We start from the raw sequence: 24,440 nt of genomic DNA on the forward strand, positions 1-24,440 counted from the left end.
TCAAGCTCGCGCGAGCGTGACCGGCGCGCCGCTCGAAGACATCCGGGGTGTGCCGCTGGCGGTCGACCAAGCCTGCGGCTTGAACCTCACTGCGGCGTTGGACGAACGGCGCGGGATCGCTGCGGAAACCGGGCGGCCGGAAGACCGCGTGGCTCTCGGCGCGCTGCTGGCAGATCTGGGCGCGTTCGAGGAGGCCGACCTGACCTGCTGCCAGGCACAGGACGTAGTCGTTACGCCCGCTCACGACCCCAAGCAGACCTGAGCCGTCACGCTGCCCGCCGAACCGGCGTTGGGAAACATGCCGCGCCGAATATGCCTCCCGACAGGCACCAGGAGGTTCGCCACGTGTGGCTTGGCTATGTGACGGCCCTGGCCGTGCAAATATTGCATGTCCGGCATCTGGTATCTGGCATACCAGTGTGGGCTGGCTTCCGTCATAAATGTTGCAACGCAAACGCCAAACGGATTGCCCACCATGACTGCTCTTCTCGCCTCAGCGCTCGTCGCCGCCGTTGCCGCCAACGTCGCCCTGCTCCCCTTCGTGGCTGACCGCCTGAGCTCGAAGAGCAGCGCTCCCATGGCCGGGGCCGGCCTGGTCGCCAGCAACGAGAACGTCCGGGCGGTGACGAAGCTCGCCGCCTGATCGCCCCCGCGCCGCTGCTGCGCCGCAAAAGGAATTGCCCCGCTTGGCCCAGCGCCCGGCGGGGCTTTTTGCGTCTGCGGTCAGTCAGGCGAGACCAGCGTCGATCTGGTCGATCATCTCCAAGGTCAGTTTGCGGTGCTCGTATTCGGCGGCGAGGGTCTCCTCCATCGTCTTGAGGAGGCGTTCGGCCTCGTGCGTGTCGTGGCCGCCCGTCCGTAGCCTCTCCACGAGGGCCCGCTGTGCCGTGATGTGCCGCTCGGTCTTGGCGATATGGCTATCCGCCTCGTTGAGCCGCTGAACTTCCGCCTCGCGATCCATGCCCATGTTCGCCTCCCCAGCTCACGAGGATTGGCTGAGACGTACAACGCGGTCAGTAGCACGGTGGGTTCTGGTGTTGGCCCGGGATGCGGCTGTGGAAAGGGGCTTGCACCCTTGGCACACTCAAGCGTGGCGGATGGCCACTGGCTTTCCGAAGTGTCCGGTCCGACTGGTGCGATTTGGGCATCCATCAAGCAAATTGGCTCAGCGGTAGATCGATCCTGCAGCGCAGCTCAGTCTCGCCGAAATCGTAGCTGGTCAGAGCTTTCAGAGCGTAGGGTAGCGCCCCTCGATCAGTTCGCGTCCGTAGCCTCGCTGCGCCGCCACAGGATCATCTTTGCGCGGCCCGGTGATGCCCTCCTCGACCCGGTCCAGCACCAGGCGGCGCGCCCCGGGGAGATCGCTGATGGGGTCCCTGCCCTCCTGCGAGAGGCGATGGCGGAGCCGTCTTGACCGTAAGACCGACACCGGCACCGGATCCCGCGCCTTTCATCCCGTTTCGATCAGAGCAGCGCGAAATCCTGCGCGCGGATAACGATGCGCTCCTGTCGGAACCGGGTCTCCAGGCTGCGCCGGTAGCCGTCCCACCAGGGAGCGTCGAGATCGGGCGTCATGACTTCGAACACGACGATGTCGTCGCGAGCCGTCCTGCCGTTCTCCTCCCAGAGGCCTTCAGCCGGGCCGCGGGTGAAAGCCGTCATGCCGCCGAACCGCTCGATGAGTTCAGAGCGCACGCGCGCATACGCGGCGGGCGGGAAGCACCGGCCCTCGTTGTCCGTGAGAGGCAGGAGGATCTGGATCAGGTGGTGGGGCATGGCGCGGATTCACAGTGGGGATCGGCGGGGCAGCGGGCGCTCTGTCCTCAGCGCGCGAAGACCGGGCTGCCCGGATGCTCGGGGGGCGCCTGCACGAGCGCCGCGACAGCCTTTGCGATCTTCCGCCCACCCTCGACCGAGGGCTCTATGGGATTGGCGAAATCCGCGTCCTCGCCGCAGAGCACGCGCAGGTCGATCAGCGGGAGGCCGCGCGCGAAGACCTCGCGTGTGATGACGTCGTTGAGCAGGGCGAGGGCCGCTCCGGTCAGGCGCCGCCGCTGCGGGTCGGGATAGCGCGGATCGTAGATCGTGCAGAGTGCCACCGGCCGGCTCGTCGCCTGCACCGTGTCCAGCATGGCGCCGTACTCGGCCCGGAAGCGGTCTCGCACGTCGGCCAGAACAGCCAGGGCTTCGGCCACGGATCGGGCGGCCCGATCCAGCACGGCGGCGGCCCGCAGCGCATCGTTGCCGCCGACGCTGACCACGAGGTGGCTCGCGTCCCGAGGGCGACCGGCGAGCTGACGGGGCACGTCCGCGATGACGTTGCCGTCGACGGCGAGAAGGCTCGCCTGCCAACTGGCGGGGAGAATTGCTCGAAGCTGCGAGACCACGTCCGGCCCTCCGCCCAGGTAAGCGGCGTTGTCGAAGACGGAATCGCCGAGGAGCACGACGTGCGGCATGGGTTCCTCTCGGGGTTTAGCGTCCGGGACCGGGCGCGCGGCGCGAACAGGAGAGCCGCCGCGAGGATGCCGCGCCGGCGGACAGATCGGCTCAGCCTGCACGCCGGCATCGTCTCGCGTTCCCGGATCCAGCCTCCGCTACGCCCAGTGGCGGAGCAGGGTCCGCGTGGTGACGGTCTCGACCTGCTGGCCGTAGCGGCTGTGGTAGAGGGTGAGCATCGCGTCGTGCGCCTCGTCCGAGGAGCTGCAGAGCCCGTCCGTGACGATGACGATGCGGTAGCCGCGGTCAACGGCCCCCAGCACCGTGCCGAGCACGCAGACATCCGTCTCGCCACCCGTGACCACGAGCGTGTCGATGCCGCGCCCGCGCAGGCGTTCGTGGAGGCCCGTCTCGACCCAGGGCGAGTAGACGTGCTTGTCGATCGTTTCGGCGGGGGGCACGAACCGGGCGAGTTCCGGCACCAGCTCGATCCGGTCCGCGCCGAGCCGCTCGACCGTCATGGAGGCCCAGCGCTCGTAGTATCGCTTCCAGGTACCTTCGCCCTGGCCGGGCTCCTGGGCCGGGATGAAGCGGGTGAACAGGGTTTGATGCGGGTGGGCCTCAACGATCGCCTGAACCTTCGGCAGGACCCGCGGCATCCACGGCGTGCACCAGTCCGTATGCTCGGCAAACATCCGCTGCATGTCGACGCAGAGATGCGCGCAGCTGTCACCCAATGCTCCGAACCGAAGCTCGTCATCTCCTGCCATCCGGCGCTCACCCCGAGGTCTTGACCCGCCTGTGGACCGTTCAACCAGGCGCGTCGGGGCGAGTTCCGCGACAAACATGGATCAAGTCACGTCGGTCCCGAGGTGTGGCCAGCATACGCTGAAGTGCGTTCCAGGGCCTATCGGGAGATGAACGGAAAATGTCGACCGTAATCCCTGTATATAGCCGATCAGACACGGATCGGCGCCTCAGTCGCTGACCCGTGAAGCTCGCAATTGCATTGCCAATTTGGTCCGCCACTTCGTGGTGCAGCCAGTGCGCTGCTTGTGACAGCCACTCGATCCGGCCGCCTTCGCACAGCTTGAGGTTCCCGGTCGCCGAATGCGGGCTGAGATCCGGATGACGGGATCGGGTAGGGCGTTCGCAGGGTTGGATTGTAAAGGTGCTGACGGGGTGCACGCCAATGAATGTCCAATCCGAGCGTCGTGTGCGCCGGATGCCGAAACCGACCTTCCCACCGCCCCAGCCGAGCGGATTGTCGCCGGCGCTCGCGCGCAACATCCGCACGCTCCAGGAGCGCCGCAGCCATGAGGAGCGGCAGGCGTCACTGCAGGAGCGTGTCGCCGAGGCGATCACGCGCTTCACCGGCAGCATGGCCTTCGTCTATCTGCACGTGGTGCTGTTCGGCTTCTGGATCCTCGTGAACTCGGGCCTGGTGACGCTGCTGCCGAAGTGGGACGAGTCGTTTGTGATCCTCGGTACCGCGGCTTCCGTTGAAGCGATCTTCCTGTCGACCTTCGTGCTGATCAGTCAGAACCGCATGGCGGCCGCCGCTGACAAGCGCGCCGACCTCGACCTGCACATCAGCCTCCTGGCTGAGCACGAGGTGACTAAGCTGGTAACCATGGTCTCCGCGATCACGAAGCATCTCGGCATCGAGACGAGGGCGGACGACGAGGTTGAGGAGCTTCAGCAGGACGTCGCCCCGGACGCTGTGCTCGACGAGATCGAGCGGAATGGCGGCTCGTGAGGCCTCCCACCGGCTCTGTTCGGTCGGGTGGCCGCCGAACCCAGATCCTCGCAGCGGCGGAGCCTTCTCCCGCGCAAGCGGCTCAGCGACCGCGTCTGCAGCACGAAGGCAATACGCGGCTGCCACGCCCGACCTTTCGGGCCAGGGAGCCGTCGATCTGGTTCGAGGTTGCGCGCCGCACCGCACTCTCGCGGCCCGGCGTTCAGGAGCGTACCATGGCTTGCAGCTCCCGTGTGTCCAACGCGCAAGAGGACTGCACGAAAAGATGAGCTTGTGAGATGGACCAATCTGCGAGGAGGCCAGGGCAGCCCGGCTTAGCGAAGGTAGGTGGGCAGGACAACGCGTGGCGCGCTCTGCTCTCGACCGACCTTCAAGAGGCCGTATCATCTGCGCTGCGAGAAGCGGCGCGCTCACTGGTCATCCCCAGCTTCGGTGGCTCTGGCCCTGCGGAGGTCTCACGGAAGGCATCCGGCACGCTTGTGACGCGGATCGACCGTGAGGTTGAGAGCCGGTTGACCGCAACCGTCGGGACCCTCCTTCCGCATTCACGGGTGATTGGCGAGGAGGCGGTCGCAGCCAATCCCAAATTGCTCTTGCACCTCGATGATGAATGGGTCTGGCTCATCGATCCGCTCGACGGCACAGCGAACTTCACAGAGGGGCGGAAGCCCATCACCATGATGGTGGCGCTTCTGTACCGCGGCGCGCCGGTTCTGGCCTGGATCCTCGATCCCCTTGAGGACGTCCTGCTCACCGCAGGCCGAAGCGAGGGCCTCTCAGCAGGGCGGGCAGCGGCGGCCTCCCCCTCGACGAGCGATCTGCGCGGTGCCGCTTGGACCCGCTATTTCGACGCCGGATTGCGGCAAGCCATCGAGAGGCGCCTCTCAGCTGTTGGTCACGTTACGTCAGGCTGCAAGTGCACGGGAGCGGAGTACCTCTCTCTCATCCAGGAGCAGCAGGACTTCGTGCTGTTCTGGCGAAGCATGCCGTGGGACCACACGGCAGGGATCCTCCTGCTACAGGAGAGCGGCGGCCATGCCGCGTATCTGAACCGGGATCCGTTCAGGCCCGGAGCCAAGCGGCTCGGTCTCCTGGCAGCACGAAGCGCGCAGATCTGGGATCAGGTCTGGACGGCTCTCATCAAGGGCATTCCGGATTCTCAGGGTTTGCTCAACCGGGAGGTGCAGACCTCCTGACGTTGATCAGCCGGCGCTGGTCCAGCGCCCGAGCCCGCCTCTCGACACAAGGATCATGCGGGGCTGGTCGTTTCCTCGGCCACATCGACTCTTCCTCGGTGGGTCGCTCGCAGCGGTTGTGGATGTCTGTCGCCGCGACCGCTCCATGCCCCACGGCGACGACGACTGGGTCGAGCCCGCGCACCTCACCGCCGGCCGCGTAGAGGCCAGGCACCGTCGTGCGGTTGTGCTCGTCGACCATGAGCGCGCCTGTATCACCGTGCTCAGCCCCAACGCGAGCGCGAGCTCGGAGCGGAGCTTCAATCCGAGGGCTGAGTAGAGCGCCTCGAAAGGCGAGTTTGATGCGGTCAGCAGATAAATTGTTTCTGCTGCATGATAGGACGTGCTGTTTTCATCAGAAGCCGCGGCCCGCCTTAAGTATACGAAGGACCTCAGGGCGGCTGACGGATCGATCCTGCTCATTCAGGAATGTGCCGAACGGAAGCAAGTGATGAAGCAGCGCAGGGGAGCAGGCTGATGCCGTTTCGTAAGCTCGCCTTATGCGAATGACCGCTTCTGAGCATCGCCGGCGACGCCAGGAATGACTGGGATGGGCACGAAGCGGTCGGCCGGATCTGGCCGGTAACAGCTCATCCGCTTCGAAGCTCAAGCTGCGGCTAAGCGCACGCTCTGCGGGGCGCCGCAGTTCGACTGGGTCAATCGCACTTGCACAGAACGGCCGGAACAAGTGACTGCATGCGCGCTTTGCGCAGAATATGCGGACCGGCTCGGTATTTCTCGGCTGGCCTGTTGAGCGAGTACGTCAAAACCAAGAAGATTACGCACACTGCGCGAGGAGGATGCCGGCATGCAGATCCCAATTAAGCGATCCATCGAAGCCGTGCCCGGGGGCATGATGGTCGTACCGTTGCTTGCCGGCGCGCTGATCGCAACGTTCTTTCCTGGAACTCCGAAGTTCTTCGGTTCATTCACTGGAGCGCTGTTCTCCGGTGCATTGACAATCCTCGCCGTCTTCTACGTGTGCATGGGTGCGAGCATCGATTTCCGAGCCACCCCTTACATCGTGAAGAAGGGCGGTACGCTCCTTGCCGTGAAGATCGGGGTTGCCATCATCCTCGGCCTGATCTTCGGCCGTATTCTCGGCGAGCCGCCGGTGGCTGCCGGTATGTTCGCGGGTCTTTCCACCCTGGCGATCGTCGCCAGCATGAACGACACCAACGGTGGGCTCTACATGGCGTTGATGGGCCAATATGGTCATCCGCGTGACGTCGGCGCCTATACCATCATGTCGCTGGAGAGCGGACCCTTCCTCACGATGGTGACGCTCGGCGTCGCAGGCCTCTCGGCCTTTCCCTGGCAGACGTTGGTGGGCGCAATCCTGCCGCTCCTCGTCGGGATGATCATTGGAAACCTCGACCGCGAGATGCGCGACTTCCTGAGCCGCGCGATCCCGGTGATGATCCCGTTCTTCGCATTCGCGCTTGGGGCCGGCCTCGACCTGTCGAAGGTCTGGCAGGCGGGCCTGCTCGGCCTCGCAATGGGCGTCGCAGTCGTAATCGTGACGGGAATCCCGCTGTTCTTCGCCGACCGCCTGACTGGGGGGACGGGTGTCGCGGGCGTGGCCGCTGCCTCAACCGCCGGCAACGCCGCGGCCGTGCCGGCCATCGTCGCCTCCGCCAATCCAGCTTATGCCGACGCGGCGGGCCCTGCCACGATCCTGGTCGCGGCCTGCGTCGTGGTGACGGCGATCCTCGTCCCGATCGCGACCGCCTGGGCTGCAAGGGCCTTCGGCCGTGCCGAGGAGGCGGAGGCCGAGCCGCCGGGCGCGTCGGACACCGTCCCGGCGCAGCGGGCCGGCAGCCGCCGAAATGGCTGGCCGTCGGCTCGTCCTCGCCGATGATCTGACCGGCGCTGCGGACTGCGCGATCGCGTTCGCACGTGGGGCCGCGAGGCGGCGGTGATCTGGGGCGACGCGGCAATCGTCGGACCGGATCAGCCGGCGGTTCTGTCCTACGACGCCGACAGCCGCAATCTATCCGCGGAAGATGCTGCGCGACGCCACGCACGGCTTCTGGCCCGCCTGCTCGAACCGGATCGGATACTGTTCAAGAAGATCGATTCAACATTGAGAGGCCAACCGGCTGCCGAGACGGCCACAGCGATCGCGGCCTTGAAAACGCGGGCGGGGTCGGGCTTCGGGGTCTGCGCGCCCGCCTTCCCGGCGACGGGCAGGACGACGGTCGGTGGTCGCGTCCGCGTCAACGGTCGTCCGCTGGAAGAGGCGGAGGTCTGGCATCGCGATCACACCTATGCCAGTGCCGACCTTGCGGCGGTCCTCGCCTCGGCCGACATCCGGGCCGAGACGCTTCCACTCTCGACCATGCACGGCGACCGCGCGACCGCGCTCGCGCGGGTGGCCACCCGGGGCGGCATGATCGCTGTCTGCGATGCTGAGACGGAAGAGGATCTCGGCCGCATTGCTCGGGCGAGCCTGTCGGACGCAGCTGCGATCTTCTTCATCGGCAGCGCGGGCCTTGCCCATGCCCTCGCGGCCAACGACACGGCGCAACCCGCCGAGGCAGTCCGCATCGCACCGAGCACGCGTGGCACTCTGATCGTGGTCGGGTCGCTCGCGGCAGCCTCTCGCGCGGCAGCTCGCAATCTCGCCGCAGGAGGAAGCGTGACCCACCTTCCGGTCGCGCCCAAGACGCTGCTCGGCGACCCTGCCGACAGGGCGGCGCTCGCCGCGCGTACCGCTTCTCGACGCCATCGCGAAGATCGAGCCCGGCCTCGTCGAGCGCGTCATCACGCGCGGCCACGACGTGCTGGTAAAGGCCGGGATCGCGAACCCGAAGATCGGCGTCTGCGCCATCAACCCGCATGCGGGCGAAGGCGGCCTCTTCGGCCGCGGTGAGGAAGCCGAGAAGATCGCGCCGGCCGTCGCGGCTTACCAAGACGGGGGCTGGGACGTGCGCGGCCCGCTGCCAGCCGACACGCTGTTCTTCCTGGCCGCCCGCGGCGACTCCGACATGGTGGTCGCCATGTACCACGATCAGGGTCACGGCCCGATCAAGGTTCTGGGGCTCGAATCCGGCGTGAACATCACCGTGGGCCTGCCCGTGATCCGGACATCTGTCGATCACGGAACGGCCTTCGACATTGCCGGCAAGGGGATCGCGGACGAGCGGAGCCTGGTGGAGGCACTGCGTCAGGCGGTCGACCTCGCTCCGAAGCTGGTGACGGCCTGACCGCCACCTACATCTCAACTTGCGTCCCCAACTCGACGACCCGCGCCGGCGGGATCCGATAGTAGTCCGGCGAGCGCACGGCGTTGCGCGCCATAAAGGCGTAGAGCGGCTCCTGCCACCGGCTCAGCTCCGGCCGCAGCGACGGCACTGGCTTTTCCCTGCCGATGAAGAACGATGCCGTATCGGGATCGCAGCCGACCGAAGCGGAATGCAGCCGCAGCGCAGTCATGACGTCCGGCTTCTCGGCAAATCCGAACCGAAGGTGCACGAGGCTGAACCCGGATCCGAGCGCCTCGATCCGCACGCGCTCGGCCTCGGTCAGCCGCGGTACCCGCTCGGTCGTCACCCGCAGGAGCAGCACCCGCTCGTGCACCACCCCGTTGTGCCGGACGTTGAGCGCCAGCGCGGAGGGCACGACATCCGTGCGGGTGGTGAGATAGACCGCCGTGCCGCGCATCCGCACGGGTGCGTCCGGTTTGTCGAGACCGGCGACGAAGTCGCTGAGCGCCACCGCGTTCTCGGCTCGCCGCGCGAAGGCGATCGCTCGGCCCTTGCGCCAGATCAGCATCAGGGTCAGCGCGACCGTCCCCACCAGCAGCGGAAACCAACCGCCGGCCGGGATCTTGTGAACGTTGGCGGTCACGAAGGTCAGGTCGAGCACCAGGAACAGCCCGGCAACTGGGAACACGAGGGCTGCCGGCCAACGCCACAGACCGTGAGCCACGGTGGCCACGAGCAGCGTCGTCACCGTCATATCGCCCGCCACCGCGATGCCGTAGGCGTTGGCCAGTGCGTCCGACGAGCGGAAGCCGAACACAAGGCCGAGCACCACGATGGCCAGCAGCCAGTTGACCTGCGGCACGTAGACCTGCCCCACCGATTCATCAGACGTCTGGCGGACCTCGAGCCGCGGGATCGCGCCGAGCTGGATCGCCTGTTGCACCAGCGCGAAGGCGCCCGAGAGTACCGCTTGGCTGGCGATCACCGTGGCAAGCGTGGTGAGGCCGACAGCCGGCACGAGCAGCGAGCCGGAGAATAGTAGGAAGAAGGGATTGGCCGCGGCCGCCGGATCGGTCAGCACGAGGGCGCCCTGGCCGAGGTAGTTCAGCACGAGCGCGGGCAGGACGAAGGCGAACCAGTCGACGCGGATCGGGCCACGCCCGAAGTGCCCCATATCGGCGTAGAGCGCCTCGCCGCCGGTGAGCGCCAGGAACACAGAGCCAAGCACCGTGAACGTCGTCGCGCCGCCGGCGTGAGCGACGTAGGCAAGGGCGTAGCGCGGGTCGAGCGCGAGGAGCACGCCCGGTCGCTGCAGCAGGTGCGCGAACCCGGCCAGCGCCAGCGTCAGAAACCACGCCGCCATCACCGGCCCGAACAGGGAGCCGACGTGACCGCTGCCGTACCGCTGGATCGCGAACAGCCCAACGAGCACGAGCGCGGCGATCGGCACGACGTAGGGGGCGACGATGGGGGTGGCTACCTGGAGGCCCTCAATCGCGCTCAGCACCGAGATGGCTGGCGTGATCATAGCGTCGCCGAAGAACAGAGAGGCGCCGGCAAGGCCGACGATCAACAGCGCCGGTTGGAACCGTCCCGCGACCGGTAGTGCCAACGATAGGAGGGACATCGTCCCGCCCTCGCCCTGGTTGTCGGCGCGCATGACGAAGACGACGTATTTGAGCGCGACGACGAGGATGACGGCCCAGAACACCATCGAGAGGACGCCGTAGACGGTCGTCTCAGTGGCAGTGTCTCCTGCCGCTTTGAGAGACTCGCGGAAGGCGTAGATCGGGCTGGTTCCGATGTCGCCGAAGACAACACCGAGCGCGCCAAGCATAAGGGCGGACCGGATCGGGTGCGGGGCCGCTGCGGGAGTCGAGATCGCTTCGGCCGAGCTCGTCATCGTGCCCTCGCTAGTGCAGGTCGTCGGGGGGGTGGCGGAGACCATCTCACGTTGGGCGAGCCTTACGCCAACAATCTGCCGGCTTCCGGCTCGGCTTCAGCGATAGGCAACGCGGAGGTCTCTTCGGTGTTCACCACCCCCGCTTGAGATCGGGTCGGCTGCAAGATGTCATCAGTCTCATTGCGTCCGGCCGAATTAGGCGCGTCGGGTCCGGATGCCGCGCAAACAGCCGTGGCCGATGACCGGGGATTTCACGTCCGCTTCGGAGATCTCGCCCTGCTGCCCCGAATGATCGGGATGGGCGCGAAGCCGAACGTCCTGTCGTGCGCGCTCCGGCGATCTGACCACACCCTGCGCCACAGCTTCGCCGCCCACCTCCTGGAGGACGGCACCGATATCCGGGTGATCCCGGTCCCGCTCGGCCAGGCCAAGCTCGACAACACCGCCTTCTGCACCAAGGTCGCCACCCGCACGGTGCGCACCGTGACCAGTTCCCTCGACCGGCTCGGCCTGTGCGAGGCCGGGGAGATCGCGGCCGGCGGCTGACGCGCCGGGCCGGCCCCCGCGCTGGAGGTCGCCGACGTCTTCCGCACCGCCGGGCCGGCCTACCGGGCTGCCCGGACCGGGCATCTGAGCCTGCACGAGCGCAAGGTCATGGCGGATCACCTTCCGCGTCAAGGACTTTCGCCGCGACGGGCCCGAGCGCTACGGCACCCTGACGCTGGCCACGGACGAGTTCATCCGGCGCTTCCTCCAGCACGTCCTGCCCAAGGGCTTCCACCGCATCCGCCACTACGGCCTGCTCGCCAGCTCCACCCGCCGCCATCGGGCCGAAACGACCAAGCCCCATAGCTGAGTGCCTCGGTCCCCGCGGGTTCCTTCTTTGGAGACTTTCGTACGCCTCACGGCGCCCGAAACTCTTCACGAAAACGGCCTGTCCGCTTCCGGGTCAAGGCAGAGGATAGCGGCCGCTGGCGCAGCACCGGCTGAACGGCAGAAAACGACCCGAGGCAGGCCCCGAGTCGGTTCGCTTCCAGGCGCTTGGTGAAACAGAGTTGTTCGACTGGGATGGTTGGATCGGCGACGCTCTGCTTCCGGGAAGAAAAGCGAACAAGCAGAGGTCGGGTCGCTTCAAGAAGCCTGCGCGGTGAAACGAGCACAGGGAATGGCCGCCTGCTCCTTGGGTCTGCTCCCGTGATCAATGCAGATCCTCACCAGAGGCGCGCGGTCTTGGCGAAGGCTTTGCCCGCCACCGTAATCCCGTCGATCACCGCACGTCCATCTGACGCCACACGCGCCTCGACGAGAACGTCCTTGCGCGCCGTTCGATCGAGCTTGGCCGGAACACCCTGCGCTCCGTACCATCGCTCGATGCCGTAGTTCACCACGCCCGTTAGACAGGTGGGACGCTGGCAGGTGGCGGGCTCGCTCGGCTGGCCGCCCGTCCGGGCCCGAATGCCGAGCGGAGCCCCCTGGCGCACCAGCGTCGCCGAACCCAGGTGACCCTTGATGAACGGAACGGCTTCCGCCGGAGGCTCGAACAGCACCTCCTCTGCCCTGTGGATGCCCTCAGCGTCGGCGGCGAGCCGAAGATAGACGACGCGCCCAGCCTCGAGCCGGCAGCTCTCGCGGGCATCCAGATCGCAGCCCGCTACCTTCGTTCCTGCGCCTATTCCCTGTAGGCGTCCGATCTCGTAGGCGAGGACGCTGTACTCGCCGCGCAGGAGCTCACGTGGATCCCGCGTCTCGACGGCGAGGCGGACCGAGCGCCCGTCGTTCAGCCGTGCCGTTTGTTGCCATGCCAAGTGCACGGACGGTAGCACTTGGATCGCCAGCAGGCCGGCGAAGGCGATACCGAGACCATAACCCCTCATGCGGCGCTCCCATTGATGCGGCGCGCAGCCCAGCGGCAGGCCACCAGCGCGAGGGTTAGGAGAAGCGCGCAGAGCAGCAGGCTGCCCGAGAAGGCGATGAGATTGCCGGAGGCGGCGAGCATGCTGATCGTGAGGCCGGCCGTCAGCGCCAAGCCCCAGCCGTACAGTTCGCGCCTGTCCTCAAGGTCGCCGGCGATCACCAGCGTGAGCGCCGGCACGATGCCGCCCCACACGGTCCAGAACGTCGAGGGCTCCCGGCTGGAGCCAGTGATCAGCCACACCAGAAGTGCCAGGGCAGCCGCAGCGAGAACGAGGAGGTCCCCCGTGGGGGCCGTCGCCCATGTGGGCCATCGGAAGCGGGACAGGATGAGGGCGGCGAGCGCGAGCGCGGCGAACGCCAGAGCTGCCGTGAAGGTTGGCCGCGCGCCGCCGAAGCCGAGCGTGCGCACGGATACCATGGCGATGCCGATCAGGCTGAGGCCGACCGCCGCGCGCGCGAGTGCCAGAGCCCCGTCGTGAAGGCGCGATCCCCATTCTCCCTGGAGTGAGAAGCGGGACAGCGTGTGGCCGAGCGCGAGTGCGAGGGCCGCAACAGTCAGGATGCGATCGGGCGGCAGCAGAAACGTCAAGCCTGCGGGTGCGCCGCCGAGGTGGTTGGTGAGCACAATCAGGAGCAGGAGCAGCGTGGACTCCCGCGCCGGCAGCCAGCCGGACAGGCTCGCGAGGAAAAGCGCGGGACCCACTGTCCAGAACCAAGCTCCTGATCCGGAGACGGGTTCTCCCTGCATCAGGGCGAGGTCGAGCCCGCCTAGGCCCGCATCGGCCGCGATGAGGGCGATGCAGGCGATGGTGGCCGCACCGCCCGAGCGCGCGACGAGCGCCGTCGCCAAGCCGAGGACAGCGACGGTTCCGGCAAAGCCCCGGGGATCCGCGGCCACGTGGAAGGTTTGGCCGACCAGCGCGAGCGTGCCCGTCGCGATGGCGAGGGACAAGGTCGCCAGTCCGTCCACGAGCCTTCGCGACGAGCCGATTTGATCGTGAGCAAGCCGGCGCGCCGCCAGGTAGGCGCCGGTCACAGCCGCGGTGTTAGCGAGGACGAGCACAATCAGCCGCGTGAGGGGCGGCATGGCGGACCAGTTCGCGGCCACGAATGCGATGACGGACGGCGCCACGAGCAGGAGGATGCAGAGCGCTAGAGCAGTCTGAAGGTGCCGGAGACCGCGAGGCGCGAGCGCATGGGCGACGATGCGCTCAGCCTGCTCTGGCTGGATCAGACCGCGTTCCTGCCAGTCGCGGAGGTCGCGCCGCAGACGTGCAGAATAGGACAGCGGCATGGCCAACCTTGATGCGATCCTGCGCTATATGCGGACCGAAAACTTAAGACACCGCTGCCGGTATTGGATGCGATTTTTCGCACATTAGAAAATGCTTACCGCCGTCTGAATATCTCGGACGGCATTAAAATATTAGGTCTATGATCCGCTGAAGACGCCTATCACTCGGACGCCGTATGGAGATCAGGAGAGGATGGAACGGGACCGGTTTTACGCTGGGACGAATGCCCGCTTCCAGGCACAGCGTGGATTGTTGTCTGCGGCGAGGTTGAATCGGGTGCGCAACGTCCGCCTTGTGAGTAGAGGCCAAGGAGATCCCGCTGCACGCTCGCCGTGTTTCAGGAGTGTTCTCCCTTGTTGCTGGAATGTGGTGATGTCGCTCCAGAGCGAACCCAGCCTCTCTCTCGTCCGCCTTCCCGAGAGCACGTTCTCGGATCGGGCCTTCCGGCCACCAATCGCCGCCGCCGAGACAGTTGCTCGAGCCGGGTCGCCGGCGGCAGCTCGGACGTTGAGGGCTCTCGGCGCCATTCACGCACGCAGAGCGGCAACGGCAAGGAGCCAGGCGGCTCTCCTCGCCAAGAGGAATGCCGGCCTTCACCAGAGTGACTGGGGCGCCTCGTAGGGGTGATCGGACCGGTGATTTGGACCGGACCAGCTGAGCGACTGTCTTGCCGGTCAAACGGTCTGCCATGGTATTCCGTCCGGCAGGATGGATTAAGATGGCGATTAGTTTCCGGGCTGTGGCAACCCTGGCGCAGCTCAGACCTACAAACTGAGCTTCTGCAGAGAGTCCGCTTCAGAGAAGCCGCCGCGCTCGGCTGAGCGGCCGGAATGGGCGCTCAGCTGAATGTCGGCCCTGAGGCGTGGCAGCCCAATGACGGCTCCCCGCCCAACGCAGGTATTCAGCAGGACCGCTTTCTTGAGGTTGAACGGCGGCGAACGGCGGAGGGTGGCCGAAGCGGCGACCTGTCGTTGCTCCTGAACATCACCGTCAGATCGCTCATATCTGCGGTGCCACGGCATCTGGCGCGCTGCAGGCGTTCCTTGGGCGGCCTTGGCCGAAGGCATGAAGCGCCGCCCGTCGGATCTGCCGTCTGGCGTTGAAGCTGCTGGTTATGATCGCCTCTGCGGCTCGCACCCGACCTTAACGGCGGGCGCGAGCCGCAAAAGCGTCGCGGGTCGGGCGGCGCCGGCGAGGGACGTGTCAAAGCGACCGAAGTCACTCGCTGTCAGCGGGGGCTTATCCGCGCCGAGGCGGGGTGGCCAGGCACTTTGAACCGCTTCCCCGTATCGGTGATCTCGGTGCCGTTGACCCGTAAGATCGAGAAGTCTTGGTCGAGATAGTTGCCGACGAGCAGATAGCGTCCGTCCGGGGTGAACGCCGCCGCCTCCGGCAATCCGCCAACCTCAAGCTCCTTGATCTTCGTCACCGCCTTCCCGTCGATCTTCAGGACGTCGAGGCTGCCATTCTTGTTGTAGAAATAAGCCTTCTTGCTCGCGTTCGAGCCTCTGAGGATGACCGCCACCCCGACGTCGCCCATGGGGCTGATGGCGATGCCTTCCGGACCATCTCCAACCACGACGCGGTCCGTGATCCGCGGCGGCTGGGCTTCAAGGTCAATGACGCTCACCGTGTCGACGCTGCCGTCCGAGGCGCCGGAATTGCCGTTATCCGCGGTGAGCGCGATCTTGCCCGTGGGGCTCACGACGACATTGTAGGGCCAGGGGCCGGTCGGCAGATCGAGCTTGTTGTAGGTCACCTTACCGTCCGCGCCGATGTCGAGCAGCGAGGCCTTGCCCGTTGGAAACTTGACCGCCACAGCGTGGCGGCCATCGGGCGTGAAGGCCACCTGCGAGACGACGTCGCCCATGGGCACGGTATCGACCACTTTCACCTCGGTGCCCTTGATCGACAGCACGGCGACGGCGTTGTCGCCCCGCAAGGCCACTAGGGCCATGTCGCCTTTCGGGCTGATGTCCAGTCCCGACGGCATCTTGCCGACCTGCACTGTAGCGGCGAGCTTAGGCGGATTCGCCTTCAGGTCTATGACGTGGACCTTGTCGTCCGGCACCTGCTTGAGCGCCTCGCCCTCTTGGATGACGCTGACGGAATCCGCCACGACGGCAATCGAGCCGCTCGGGTCTATGGCGATGTTGGCGGGCGGACCCACCACGGAGTTCTTCAGCGGCAGGTTGGCGATGATCTTGGGGTCTTCCGGGTTGGCCAGATCGACGACGAGCACGTTGTCCTTGCCAGGAAGCGACATCACCGGCTTGCCCTCGTCATTCCAGACGAGCTTCTCGTCATTGCCGACGATCATGTAAGGCGCGCCGAGCACGGTCGTGCTGCACAAACCGGTCACAAGCCAGGCGCCGAAACCTGCCGCTCTCAACACACGTGCCATCGCTGCTTCCCCTCGCGGCCTGAGTCGCTTTCCGACTGCGTTTTCTCCCGCAGGTCAGTGTAGCGGTGCCGCGAGCTTACACAATTCAGCTCGACTGTTTTCCGAGGCTGCCGGTTACGATTTGCGAGAGTTCAAACCTCGGGAAAGCGGTTCAACCTGACTGCCGGTTCGGTCGCGAACGACCGTTGCACCGACACGCTCGAAGCCGCTCTCTGGGCCGTCGGCACCACCACCAGCTTCGAGAACGCTCCCATCCAGGCGGCCAATCTGGCTGAAAGCGCTGACACCGTCGGTGCCGTCACCGGCCAGCTCGCCCGCGCCCTCTGCGGCGCCTCTGCCATCCCGGAGCGCTGGCTTCATCCGCTCGCCTGGCGCAGGGAAATTTCTGAGACCGCAGATCGGCTTCTTATCGATGCCCAGAGGAGGGGAAGCAGCTGACCCTAAGCAGGCCTTCGAACGAGACCAACGGCTCACCTGCCGCAACCGCCTGTGGGTGAATACCGGCGTCTTCGGCGAGGGCGGGACGACGTAGGGCAATCTGGCAATCGCTTGGCCTCCGACCGATCGTTAGAGCGCTCGTCGCCGAAGTGGACGCCGGTTCGGCGCAGGCGAGCGCGTCAGATCAAGACCTTAGCTCGACTTTGGCCAATCGGACGGGTCGTCGAGGATGTGAGGTGACGAAGCGGGTGTGACGGATAGGCTGGTGGCGTCCCCGCCAAGAGACACCGCCATGCTGGACCTGCCCACCCGCTTCGCCGGGATCATCCTGGCGTTCGCGCCGCTGTTCGTCCACCGCTCGTGGCGCCATGCTCAGCTTCTGCTGATCGGCGCGATCCTGACGCCGGGCCGCCGCACGGTGGCGAGTGTCCTGCGCATCATGGGCCGCGCGCAGGAGCGGCGGTTCGTGAACGCCCACCGCATCCTCAACCGGGCGGCGTGGTGCCCGCGCAGCGGCAGCCGCATTTTGCTCGGGTTCCTCGTCGACGCGTTCGCGCAACGCGGCCCCGTGGTCCTGGGACTGGACGACACGATTGAGCGCCGCCGCGGCAAGCGGATCGCCGCCAAGGGCATCTACCGTGATCCGGTTCGCTCCTCCGACAGCCACTTCGTCAAGGCGAGCGGGCTGCGCTGGATGAGCCTGATGTTGCTCGCCCCGATCCCCTGGGCGGGGCGCGTCTGGGCGCTGCCGTTCCTGACCGCGCTGGTGCCATCAGAGCGCGCCTGTCGCGACCGGGGCCGTCGGCACAAGCCGTTGCTCGACGTCGGACGCCAACTTGCCCTCCAGGCCCGCCGCTGGCTGCGCGCACGCGACCTCGTGGTGGTGGGCGACAGCGGCTTCTCGGCCTTGCTGTTCCTCGACGCGATGCGCCGCGCCCGCATCACGGCAATCACCCGCCTGCGGCTGGATGCTGCTCTCTACGATCCCGCCCCGCCGCGGCCACCCGGCACGATCGGGCGCCCGCGGACCAAAGGCGCTCGGCGGCCGACGCTCGCCGCGACCCTCGCGGCCAAGGACACGCGCTGGCACGCGGTCGTGGTGCCGGGCTGGTACGGGGCGGGCGAGCGCACGATCGAGATCGCCTCGGACACCGCGGTGTGGCGGCACGGCGGTCTGCCGGTCGTGCCGATCCGCTGGGTACTCATCCGCGATCCCAAGGCACGCTTCCCGCCCCAGGCCCTGCTCTGCACTGATCCGACGCGCGAGCCCACGCAGATCGTGGGGTGGTTCGTGCGGCGCTGGACCGTCGAGGTCACCTTCCAGGAAGTGCGCGCTCATCTCGGCGTCGAGACGCAGCGGCAGTGGTCCGACACGGCGATTGCCCGCACCACACCCTGCCTGCTCGCCCTGTTCTCGATCGTCACGCTGCTGGCCGCACGGCTCCCGGCCCGCCAACGGCGACGGATCGCGGCCGCCGCGTGGTACCCCAAACCGCGCCCGACCTTCGCCGATGCTCTGGCCGCCGTGCGCTGCGCGATCTGGCGCGAGCGGACTTTGGCAACATCACCGCGCCGACGCGCCCGAACAAAACCCCGCTTCCGTTTGCCCGCGCCCTGGGCCTATGCCCTCTGCCACGCCGCATGAATGGCCAAAGTCGAGCTTAGAGCCGCTTCCGATTGCAACGCGATCGGAAACGGCTCTAGGCGCCTTCCGGTGTTCCCGGCACTCAAGGCTCATTTGCATGCCGCCGACCCGCGTACCTGCCCGCATCATCCTCCTGGCTGCCCTGGTGCTTATAGACTTTGCCGGGCCTATCCACGCCCAGGATGCTGAGCCCGGTGCGGCAGCGCCCGTAGTCGAGAAGGCGCGGCCGAAGCCCAAGTCCAAGCCGAGACTGGCCCACCCGAAGGCTCCACCAGCCCGTCGCCCACGCCGCCGTCGACGGCCGCCGCGCTTTGGCCTACTGGTGCAACGACAGTCACTGAGAGCTACGGCGACTGGATGATGACCTGCGTCCGTCCGAGCGAGAAGGTCGCCTGCGTCGTTGCGCAATCTCAGGGAGACTCGAAGACCGACCGCCGCAAGTTCGGCATTGCGCTGAAGCCACCGCGGGATGGCCACGCCGCGGGGATCGTCGTGATGCCATTCACACATCAAGGAGCACATGGCGGCGCCCTGACCTCGGGCGCCCCGGTTGCGGAACGGCCTGGACCGGTGAGGCTCTTTGATGGACAGCCGATGCCTGAGGTGCGGCGATAACCGAAGCGGGCGGCGAAGCTGCACGGAATGTCCATTCTGCGCTATGCAAGCGGGAGCCGTTTGCAGTCGGCCGGCGTCCGGCATGCCGCACAGGTGCTCATTCCTAACAACCGCCTCACGCACGGCGAGCCCGCGCGAGACTCCGGACCGCCGACCCGACTGATGACCGTGCTCGAAGCTCTTCCGGCCGACGTCCACGACCCGGCCCGGCTCGCCGCCCTGAACGCCTACGCCATCCTCGACACGGCTCCGGAGAAGGGCTTCGACGACATCGTCCTGCTCGCCCGCAACGCCTGCAATACGCCCGTCGCCCTGGTCAGCTTCGTTGCCGACGACCGGCAATGGGTCAAGGCGCGGGTCGGCTTCCCCGCGTGCGGGACGGACCTGAACGCGTCCGTCTGTGCCCATGTGCTGGCCGAGCCGGACCTGCTCGTCATCCCGGACCTGACACTGGATCCGCGCACCCGGAACAATCCCCTGGTGACCGGCGGCCCCCGCATCCGCTTCTACGCCGGCGCGCCGCTGCGCACGCCGGATGGTGTGGCGCTGGGCAGCCTCTGCGTCATCGATTTCGAGCCGCGACACGCCGGCCTGACCGAGATCCAGGCCGAGTCCCTGCGGGCGCTCGCCGGCCAGGTCATGGCGCAGATGGAACTGCGGCGCGCTCTTGCCGACCAGCGCAGCCTTCTCGGCCAGGGCGAGGAGCTCATACGCACCCAGACGGCCATGTCGTTCGCCCGTGGCAACCGCGCCGTCATGCTCGACGCCCTGGTGACCGGCGCTATGGAGGCCGTGCCCCATGCGGAGGGCGCCGTCATCGAGACGCGCGAGGACGAGGAGCTCGTCTACCGCGCCACCAAGGGCGTGCTGGTCCCGCATGCCGGTCTGCGGGTACCGCTGCGCGGCAGCCTGGCGGGCGCGTGCCTGCTCTCCGGTGAGCCGCTCTTGGTGCCTGACGTCCTGAAGGACCCGCGGGTCAAGCGCGACCTCGTCGACCGCCTCCGCCTGCGCTCGTGCGTCCTCGTGCCGGTCAGGCGCGCGGGCGAGGCTGTCGGGGTGCTCAAGCTGCAGTCGAGCCGGCGCGACGCCTTCACCGCGATGGACCTCAAGCTCGCCCAGGTTCTCGCGGGCACCGTATCGGCGGGGCTTGCGGAGTTGGGCGAGGCCGCGGCCCGGCTCGACGCCGAGACCCGGTTGCAGCGGGCGCAGGAGGCGGGCGGCGTCGGCGTGTTCTCCATCGGCCGCGACGGCATCCTGCACGCCACGCCCGAGTTCTGCCGCCTATACGGCCTCCCCCCACGCGACAGCTACCCCTCCACGGTCTTCGAACATCTCATCATTCCCGAGGACGCGCACCTCATCTCGACGGCGGAAACGCGGCGGAGCGGAGAGGCTCCGCGCGACGTGGAGTACCGCATCCGCCGGCCCGACACGGGGGAGCTGCGCTGGATCGCCCGCAAGGGCGAGGTCGAACACGACGAAGCCGGCCGGCCAATCCGCTTCGTCGGCGTGGCCCGCGACATCACCGAGCAGCGGGCCGCTCGGGATGCGTTGGCCGAGAGCGAGCGATACAAGACGGTGCTGCTGGAGCTCGGCGACCGGCTGCGCGACCTTACCGACGTTCCCGAGGTGACGCGGGTGGCGGCCGAGGTCGCCGGCACGGCCCTTCGCGCCAGCCGGGCTGGCTTCGGCCGGCTCGACGCAACCGGCGAGCACGTGACCATTGAGCCGGACTGGACGGCGCCCGGGCAGGCCAGCGTCGCCGGCCGCCATCGCTTCGCCGACTATGGCGACTTCCATCACGGTTTCAGGCGGGGCGAGCCCTTGGTGGTCGACGACGTGACCACCGATCTCCGCACCACCTCCCATGCGCCAGCCCTGCAGGCCATAGGCGTGGCGGCATTCGTCGATGTCCCGCTGCGCGAGCGCGGCAGCACCGTCGCGCTGTTCTTCGTGCACGACTGCGTGCCCCGGACTTGGACCGCGCAGGAGTTGGCGTTCATGCGCGCGGTGGCGGACCGGGCCGAAGTCGGTGTCGCTCGCCTGTGGGCCGAGGAGCGGCAGCGCCTGCTCAACCACGAACTCTCGCACCGCATGAAGAACCTGTTCTCGATGGTGCAGGCCGTCGCTGGGCAGACCTTGCGGGGCGCCACCGACATCGAGGCCGCGCGCGAGGTGCTGGCGAAGCGCCTGATCGCGTTGGGCAAGGCGCACGACATCCTGCTCGGCGGGGCGGCCGAGCGCGCCTCGCTCGCGGCGGTGGCGCGCGAGGGCATCGGCGTCCTGGAGGAGGCCTCAGGCCGCGTCCGGGTCACCGGACCCGAGGTGGAGGTCGGTGCGACGGCGGCGCTCTCGCTCGCGCTGATGTTGCACGAGATGACCACGAACGCTCTTAAGTACGGCGCGCTCGCGGTCCCCGGGGGGCATGTCGAGCTGTCCTGGCTAGTGTTCGAGGTCGGGGGTGAGCCGGTTCTGAGGCTATCCTGGCGTGAGTGGGGCGGCCCGCCAGTCCATCCCCCGACCCGCAAGGGCTTCGGGACGCGCCTGATCGAGCGGGGGCTGACCGGCCAGGTGGGTGGCATCCTCTCGCTGGATTACCCGCCCGAGGGCGTGACCTGCGTCGTCGAGGCGCCGCTAAGCAATTTCCAGGACGGGAGATGAGGGCATGGGGCGCGAGCTTGCGTCAAGGCAACCAGCCCTCGAACGCCCCCCTTATCCCGAGCATCGCAGCCTCGGGTGGCGAGTATCGGGGCGAGTTCTATCGTTCGGTCAACTTGCGAACGAAAGGGACGGCGCGAAGCTGCATGGAGCGCGGACCTGAAACGTGCCTTGCCCGCATGCCCGCCCTCCCGCCCGGCGCCTGCATCGCGTTGCCCTCGGCGAAGTCGAGCACGGCGAGCCGCACCCGTGCCATCGGGTGGGCGCCGGCATAGAAGGGCTTCGTCGAGGCGGTCGCCGGCTACGTGCGCTCGCCCAGGAAGTTGCCGTTCACGCTGTCGTGCCCAGCGCGGCGGGGCGACCAATTTGCGGCCCTCGACGCACGCGCTTGGCCAGTCTTGGGCGACTCCAGTGACATCTCACCACACCCGCAGACTGCAAATCCGGCTGTGAGCCCGCGCTGCGGGCGCTCGCGATTAAATCGTTCTACACAAGCGTAGCCGATCATCGGGATTCGAACGGTCCCGGGGCTGCCCCATGCTCACTGTCGTCGGTTGTCTCGTCGAGGCCCATGACCTTCGCCTCGTGGCGCTGGCGGCCGGCATCTGCGCACTCTCGGCGTTGACGACCGTCTGCCTCGTCAGCCACGCGCGCCGGGCCGCGGGCTGGGCGCAGGCCGGGTGGCTCGCCGTGGCCGCCGCTGCCGGCGGCTCAGGCATCTGGGCGACCCATTTCATCGCCATGCTCGCCTTCGCGCCAGGCGTGCCGAGCGGGTACGAGGTCGCGCTCACCGGCCTCTCCCTCGTCATCGCAATCCTGCTGGTCGGCTCCGGCCTCGCGCTGGCCGTCCTCGTCGGCGGCCGAGCCGCCGCCTGGGGCGGCGGCATGATCCTCGGCCTCGGCATCGCGGCGATGCACTACACCGGCATGGCCGCCTACGACGTCGCCGGCCATAAGGCGTGGAATCCCGCCACCGTCGCCGTCTCGCTGGCTCTCGGCGGCGTGCTAGGAGGCGCGGCGCTGGCAGCGCAGGTCGGCGCGCGGGGCCTGTCGCGGCAACTGCCCGCCGCGCTCCTGCTGCTGTTGGCCATCTGCAGCCACCACTTCACCGCGATGAGTGCGGTGACAGTCACGCCCGACCCGGCGCTCACCGTATCCGAGGCCGCCGTCCCGAATACCTGGCTCGCCGTCGCGGTCGCTTTGGCAAGCTTCGCCATCCTGCTGCTCGCCGGCGCCGCGCTCGCCCTCGACGTGCGCGACCGACGTCACGCGAAGCTGGAGGCCGACCGCCTGCGCAGCCTCGCCAACGCCGCAGTCGAAGGTCTCGTCGTCTGCACCGGCGACGCTATCGTCAGCGCGAACCGCAGCTTCGCCAAGCTCGTCGGCCTGCAGCAGAACGCACTCGCAGGCACCGCCCTGTCCACATACCTCCCGGGGGACGCCACCCGGCTCGCCCTGGCGAGCCAGCCGGAACGGCCGGTCGAGGCCGAGCTGCGGCTCGCCGACGGGACCATGGTGCCGGTCGAGGTCATCATGCAGCCGGTGGAGTACGGCGGGCGGCCGCATTACGCCGTCGCGGTGCGCGACCTCCGCGCCCGGCGCCAGGCCGAGAGCCAGATCCAGTTCCTGGCACACCACGACGCGCTCACGGGGTTGGCCAACCGCGCCAGCTTCGGCAAGAGGCTCGAACAGGAGATGCGGGCCGCCGATGCCGGCGGGCGCAAGCTGGCGGTGCTCTGCCTCGACCTCGACCGCTTCAAGGAGGTCAACGACCTGTTCGGCCACGCCGCAGGCGACGCCATGCTGGAGAGTGTGGCCCGCATCGTCTCGGGCGCGCTCGACGACACGCAGATGATGGCTCGGCTCGGCGGCGACGAGTTCGCCGTCCTGATGCCGTGTGAGAACGCGTCAGCCGCCGGGCGCTTAGCCGAGCGCATCCTGGAGGCGCTACGCTCCGGCCGGGCCGAGGGAGGCGGGCCCCAGGTCGCGACCAGCATCGGCATCGCGCTCTATCCCGACGACGCGCGGGAGCGGGCCACACTCCTGAGCAATGCCGACACGGCGCTGTACCGGGCGAAGTCGGAGGGACGCGGCACCTACCGCTTCTTCGAGGCGAAGATGGGCATCGAGGTGCGCGAGCGTCGCCTCTTGGAGCACGACCTACGCCACGCGGTGGCCCGCGGCGAGATGCACCTCGTCTACCAGCCGCAGACCGCGGTCAGCACCGGCGAGGTCACGGGCTTTGAGGCGCTGCTACGCTGGAAGCATGCAGAGCGCGGCTTCATCTCGCCGGCCGTGTTCATCCCCATCGCGGAGGAAAGCGACGCCATTCTGCAGATCGGCGAGTGGGTGCTGCGCGAGGCCTGCCGCGAGGCGGCGACCTGGCCGCAGCCCCTCACCATCGCGGTGAACGTCTCGGCGGTGCAGATCCACAGCATCCACTTCGTCACCTTGGTGCACGAGGTCCTGCTCCAGACCGGGCTCGCCCCGGGCAGGCTTGAGATCGAGGTGACGGAGACGGCACTGATCAGCGACCCGAACCGGGCCCTCCTGACGCTGCGGCAGTTGAAGGCGCTCGGCCTGCACATCGCCATGGACGACTTCGGCACGGGGTACTCGTCCCTGTCGAACCTGCGCTCGTTCCCGTTCGACAAGATCAAGATCGACGGCTCGTTCGTGCGTTCGGTCGACAGCAACGAGCAGACCGCAGCCATCGTGCGATCCGTGCTCGGCCTGGGGCGCGGTCTCGGGCTGCCGGTGCTGGCCGAGGGCGTCGAGACCGAAGCGGAACTGGGCTTCCTCGCCGCCGAACGGTGCCACGCGGCGCAGGGCTACCTGATGGGCCGGCCCGCGCCCATCGGGCAGTTCGCCTTACACACGCATGGCACGCTCCCGGCCACGACCGAGGACAGAAAACGCGCCTGAGTCG

Annotated in this window: 18 protein-coding genes and 3 pseudogenes; 13 read left to right on the forward strand and 8 right to left on the reverse strand. The window is 67.7% G+C overall.

Features of this window, described 5'->3' with window-relative positions; genetic code table 11:
* Positions 1–16 precede the first annotated feature (16 nt).
* Both ACYCO6_RS16740 and ACYCO6_RS16745 read left to right on the forward strand, forming a co-directional pair.
* Positions 17–262 carry a hypothetical protein gene (locus ACYCO6_RS16740; RefSeq protein ID WP_459773049.1) on the forward strand — a complete coding sequence of 82 codons (246 nt, stop codon included), beginning with the start codon at positions 17–19 and terminating at the stop codon, positions 260–262.
* 213 nt (positions 263–475) lie between these two features.
* On the forward strand, positions 476–643 hold the full coding sequence (locus tag ACYCO6_RS16745; protein WP_459773051.1) for a hypothetical protein: 168 nt from the start codon (positions 476–478) through the stop codon (positions 641–643).
* 84 nt (positions 644–727) lie between these two features.
* Here ACYCO6_RS16745 and ACYCO6_RS16750 read toward each other — a convergent pair whose 3' ends face one another.
* The 4 genes from ACYCO6_RS16750 to ACYCO6_RS16765 form a co-directional block, all read right to left on the reverse strand.
* Positions 728–967: a hypothetical protein gene (locus ACYCO6_RS16750; RefSeq protein WP_459773052.1), complete on the reverse strand. Its 240-nt coding sequence runs from the start codon at positions 965–967 to the stop codon at positions 728–730.
* A 497-nt stretch (positions 968–1,464) separates the two neighbouring features.
* Complete coding sequence (locus tag ACYCO6_RS16755) at positions 1,465–1,776, reverse strand: hypothetical protein (RefSeq protein ID WP_459773053.1); 312 nt, start codon at positions 1,774–1,776, stop codon at positions 1,465–1,467.
* Between the two features lie 47 nt (positions 1,777–1,823).
* On the reverse strand, positions 1,824–2,456 hold the full coding sequence (locus ACYCO6_RS16760; RefSeq protein ID WP_459773055.1) for an SGNH/GDSL hydrolase family protein: 633 nt from the start codon (positions 2,454–2,456) through the stop codon (positions 1,824–1,826).
* A gap of 138 nt (positions 2,457–2,594) precedes the next feature.
* The gene (locus ACYCO6_RS16765) at positions 2,595–3,206 is read right to left on the reverse strand and encodes a cysteine hydrolase family protein (protein ID WP_459773057.1); all 612 of its coding nucleotides are present in this window, start codon (positions 3,204–3,206) and stop codon (positions 2,595–2,597) included.
* Positions 3,207–3,661: 455 nt separating this feature from the next.
* Between ACYCO6_RS16765 and ACYCO6_RS16770 the strand changes: the two genes are divergently transcribed.
* The 5 genes and pseudogenes from ACYCO6_RS16770 to ACYCO6_RS16790 all read left to right on the forward strand — a co-directional run bounded on the left by ACYCO6_RS16770 (position 3,662) and on the right by ACYCO6_RS16790 (position 8,639).
* Entirely contained in the window at positions 3,662–4,195 is a 534-nt protein-coding gene (locus tag ACYCO6_RS16770; RefSeq protein ID WP_459773058.1) for a DUF1003 domain-containing protein, read from the forward strand.
* Between the two features lie 278 nt (positions 4,196–4,473).
* Positions 4,474–5,391, forward strand: coding sequence for an inositol monophosphatase family protein (locus tag ACYCO6_RS16775; RefSeq protein WP_459773060.1), 918 nt, complete (start codon positions 4,474–4,476; stop codon positions 5,389–5,391).
* Between the two features lie 847 nt (positions 5,392–6,238).
* On the forward strand, positions 6,239–7,291 hold the full coding sequence (locus ACYCO6_RS16780) for a 2-keto-3-deoxygluconate permease (RefSeq protein WP_459773061.1): 1,053 nt from the start codon (positions 6,239–6,241) through the stop codon (positions 7,289–7,291).
* A gap of 57 nt (positions 7,292–7,348) precedes the next feature.
* Positions 7,349–7,879 (forward strand): annotated as a pseudogene (locus ACYCO6_RS16785) (four-carbon acid sugar kinase family protein); the annotation flags it as partial.
* A gap of 289 nt (positions 7,880–8,168) precedes the next feature.
* Positions 8,169–8,639 carry a 4-hydroxythreonine-4-phosphate dehydrogenase PdxA gene (locus ACYCO6_RS16790; RefSeq protein ID WP_459773597.1) on the forward strand — a complete coding sequence of 157 codons (471 nt, stop codon included), beginning with the start codon at positions 8,169–8,171 and terminating at the stop codon, positions 8,637–8,639.
* Positions 8,640–8,646: 7 nt separating this feature from the next.
* On the opposite strand, the gene ACYCO6_RS16795 is transcribed toward ACYCO6_RS16790, so the two are convergent.
* Positions 8,647–10,542 carry a potassium transporter Kup gene (locus ACYCO6_RS16795; RefSeq protein ID WP_459773062.1) on the reverse strand — a complete coding sequence of 632 codons (1,896 nt, stop codon included), beginning with the start codon at positions 10,540–10,542 and terminating at the stop codon, positions 8,647–8,649.
* Between the two features lie 327 nt (positions 10,543–10,869).
* On the opposite strand from ACYCO6_RS16795, the pseudogene ACYCO6_RS16800 reads away from it, so the two are divergent.
* Positions 10,870–11,088, forward strand: a pseudogene (locus tag ACYCO6_RS16800) (integrase); the annotation flags it as partial.
* A gap of 115 nt (positions 11,089–11,203) precedes the next feature.
* Positions 11,204–11,362: pseudogene (locus ACYCO6_RS16805) on the forward strand (transposase); the annotation flags it as partial.
* 391 nt (positions 11,363–11,753) lie between these two features.
* On the opposite strand, the gene ACYCO6_RS16810 reads toward ACYCO6_RS16805, so the two are convergent.
* The 3 genes from ACYCO6_RS16810 to ACYCO6_RS16820 all read right to left on the reverse strand — a co-directional run bounded on the left by ACYCO6_RS16810 (position 11,754) and on the right by ACYCO6_RS16820 (position 16,155).
* Positions 11,754–12,416, reverse strand: coding sequence for a GDYXXLXY domain-containing protein (locus ACYCO6_RS16810; protein ID WP_459773064.1), 663 nt, complete (start codon positions 12,414–12,416; stop codon positions 11,754–11,756).
* Positions 12,413–13,750, reverse strand: a complete 1,338-nt coding sequence (locus ACYCO6_RS16815) for a DUF2157 domain-containing protein (RefSeq protein WP_459773599.1) — start codon at positions 13,748–13,750, stop codon at positions 12,413–12,415. Before ACYCO6_RS16815 ends, ACYCO6_RS16810 begins: the two co-directional genes overlap by 4 nt.
* Positions 13,751–14,979: 1,229 nt before the next feature.
* Complete coding sequence (locus ACYCO6_RS16820; protein WP_459773066.1) at positions 14,980–16,155, reverse strand: YncE family protein; 1,176 nt, start codon at positions 16,153–16,155, stop codon at positions 14,980–14,982.
* Positions 16,156–16,311: 156 nt separating this feature from the next.
* Here ACYCO6_RS16820 and ACYCO6_RS16825 point away from each other — a divergent pair, with 156 nt between their 5' ends.
* The 4 genes from ACYCO6_RS16825 to ACYCO6_RS16840 all read left to right on the forward strand — a co-directional run bounded on the left by ACYCO6_RS16825 (position 16,312) and on the right by ACYCO6_RS16840 (position 24,436).
* Positions 16,312–16,593 (forward strand): ADP-ribosylglycohydrolase family protein, encoded by a 282-nt coding sequence (locus ACYCO6_RS16825; protein WP_459773601.1) that lies wholly within the window; start codon positions 16,312–16,314, stop codon positions 16,591–16,593.
* 292 nt (positions 16,594–16,885) lie between these two features.
* Complete coding sequence (locus ACYCO6_RS16830) at positions 16,886–18,238, forward strand: IS701 family transposase (RefSeq protein ID WP_459763495.1); 1,353 nt, start codon at positions 16,886–16,888, stop codon at positions 18,236–18,238.
* Between the two features lie 777 nt (positions 18,239–19,015).
* On the forward strand, positions 19,016–21,514 hold the full coding sequence (locus ACYCO6_RS16835) for a GAF domain-containing protein (RefSeq protein WP_459773067.1): 2,499 nt from the start codon (positions 19,016–19,018) through the stop codon (positions 21,512–21,514).
* A 534-nt stretch (positions 21,515–22,048) separates the two neighbouring features.
* On the forward strand, positions 22,049–24,436 hold the full coding sequence (locus ACYCO6_RS16840; protein ID WP_459773068.1) for an EAL domain-containing protein: 2,388 nt from the start codon (positions 22,049–22,051) through the stop codon (positions 24,434–24,436).
* Positions 24,437–24,440 lie beyond the last annotated feature (4 nt).

It is taken from the genome of Methylobacterium sp. CM6257 (assembly GCF_054611515.1).

What these genes read in the sequence shown, in the direction of transcription:
- ACYCO6_RS16745 (WP_459773051.1), top strand. Translation starts at nt 476, where the DNA reads ATGACTGCTCTTCTCGCCTCAGCGCTCGTCGCCGCCGTTGCCGCCAAC.
- ACYCO6_RS16750 (WP_459773052.1), bottom strand. Translation starts at nt 967, where the DNA reads ATGGGCATGGATCGCGAGGCGGAAGTTCAGCGGCTCAACGAGGCGGAT.
- ACYCO6_RS16755 (WP_459773053.1), bottom strand. Translation starts at nt 1,776, where the DNA reads ATGCCCCACCACCTGATCCAGATCCTCCTGCCTCTCACGGACAACGAG.
- ACYCO6_RS16760 (WP_459773055.1), bottom strand. Translation starts at nt 2,456, where the DNA reads ATGCCGCACGTCGTGCTCCTCGGCGATTCCGTCTTCGACAACGCCGCT.
- ACYCO6_RS16765 (WP_459773057.1), bottom strand. Translation starts at nt 3,206, where the DNA reads ATGGCAGGAGATGACGAGCTTCGGTTCGGAGCATTGGGTGACAGCTGC.
- ACYCO6_RS16770 (WP_459773058.1), top strand. Translation starts at nt 3,662, where the DNA reads ATGCCGAAACCGACCTTCCCACCGCCCCAGCCGAGCGGATTGTCGCCG.
- ACYCO6_RS16775 (WP_459773060.1), top strand. Translation starts at nt 4,474, where the DNA reads ATGGACCAATCTGCGAGGAGGCCAGGGCAGCCCGGCTTAGCGAAGGTA.
- ACYCO6_RS16780 (WP_459773061.1), top strand. Translation starts at nt 6,239, where the DNA reads ATGCAGATCCCAATTAAGCGATCCATCGAAGCCGTGCCCGGGGGCATG.
- ACYCO6_RS16795 (WP_459773062.1), bottom strand. Translation starts at nt 10,542, where the DNA reads ATGACGAGCTCGGCCGAAGCGATCTCGACTCCCGCAGCGGCCCCGCAC.
- ACYCO6_RS16810 (WP_459773064.1), bottom strand. Translation starts at nt 12,416, where the DNA reads ATGAGGGGTTATGGTCTCGGTATCGCCTTCGCCGGCCTGCTGGCGATC.
- ACYCO6_RS16815 (WP_459773599.1), bottom strand. Translation starts at nt 13,750, where the DNA reads ATGCCGCTGTCCTATTCTGCACGTCTGCGGCGCGACCTCCGCGACTGG.
- ACYCO6_RS16820 (WP_459773066.1), bottom strand. Translation starts at nt 16,155, where the DNA reads ATGGCACGTGTGTTGAGAGCGGCAGGTTTCGGCGCCTGGCTTGTGACC.
- ACYCO6_RS16830 (WP_459763495.1), top strand. Translation starts at nt 16,886, where the DNA reads ATGCTGGACCTGCCCACCCGCTTCGCCGGGATCATCCTGGCGTTCGCG.
- ACYCO6_RS16835 (WP_459773067.1), top strand. Translation starts at nt 19,016, where the DNA reads ATGACCGTGCTCGAAGCTCTTCCGGCCGACGTCCACGACCCGGCCCGG.
- ACYCO6_RS16840 (WP_459773068.1), top strand. Translation starts at nt 22,049, where the DNA reads ATGCTCACTGTCGTCGGTTGTCTCGTCGAGGCCCATGACCTTCGCCTC.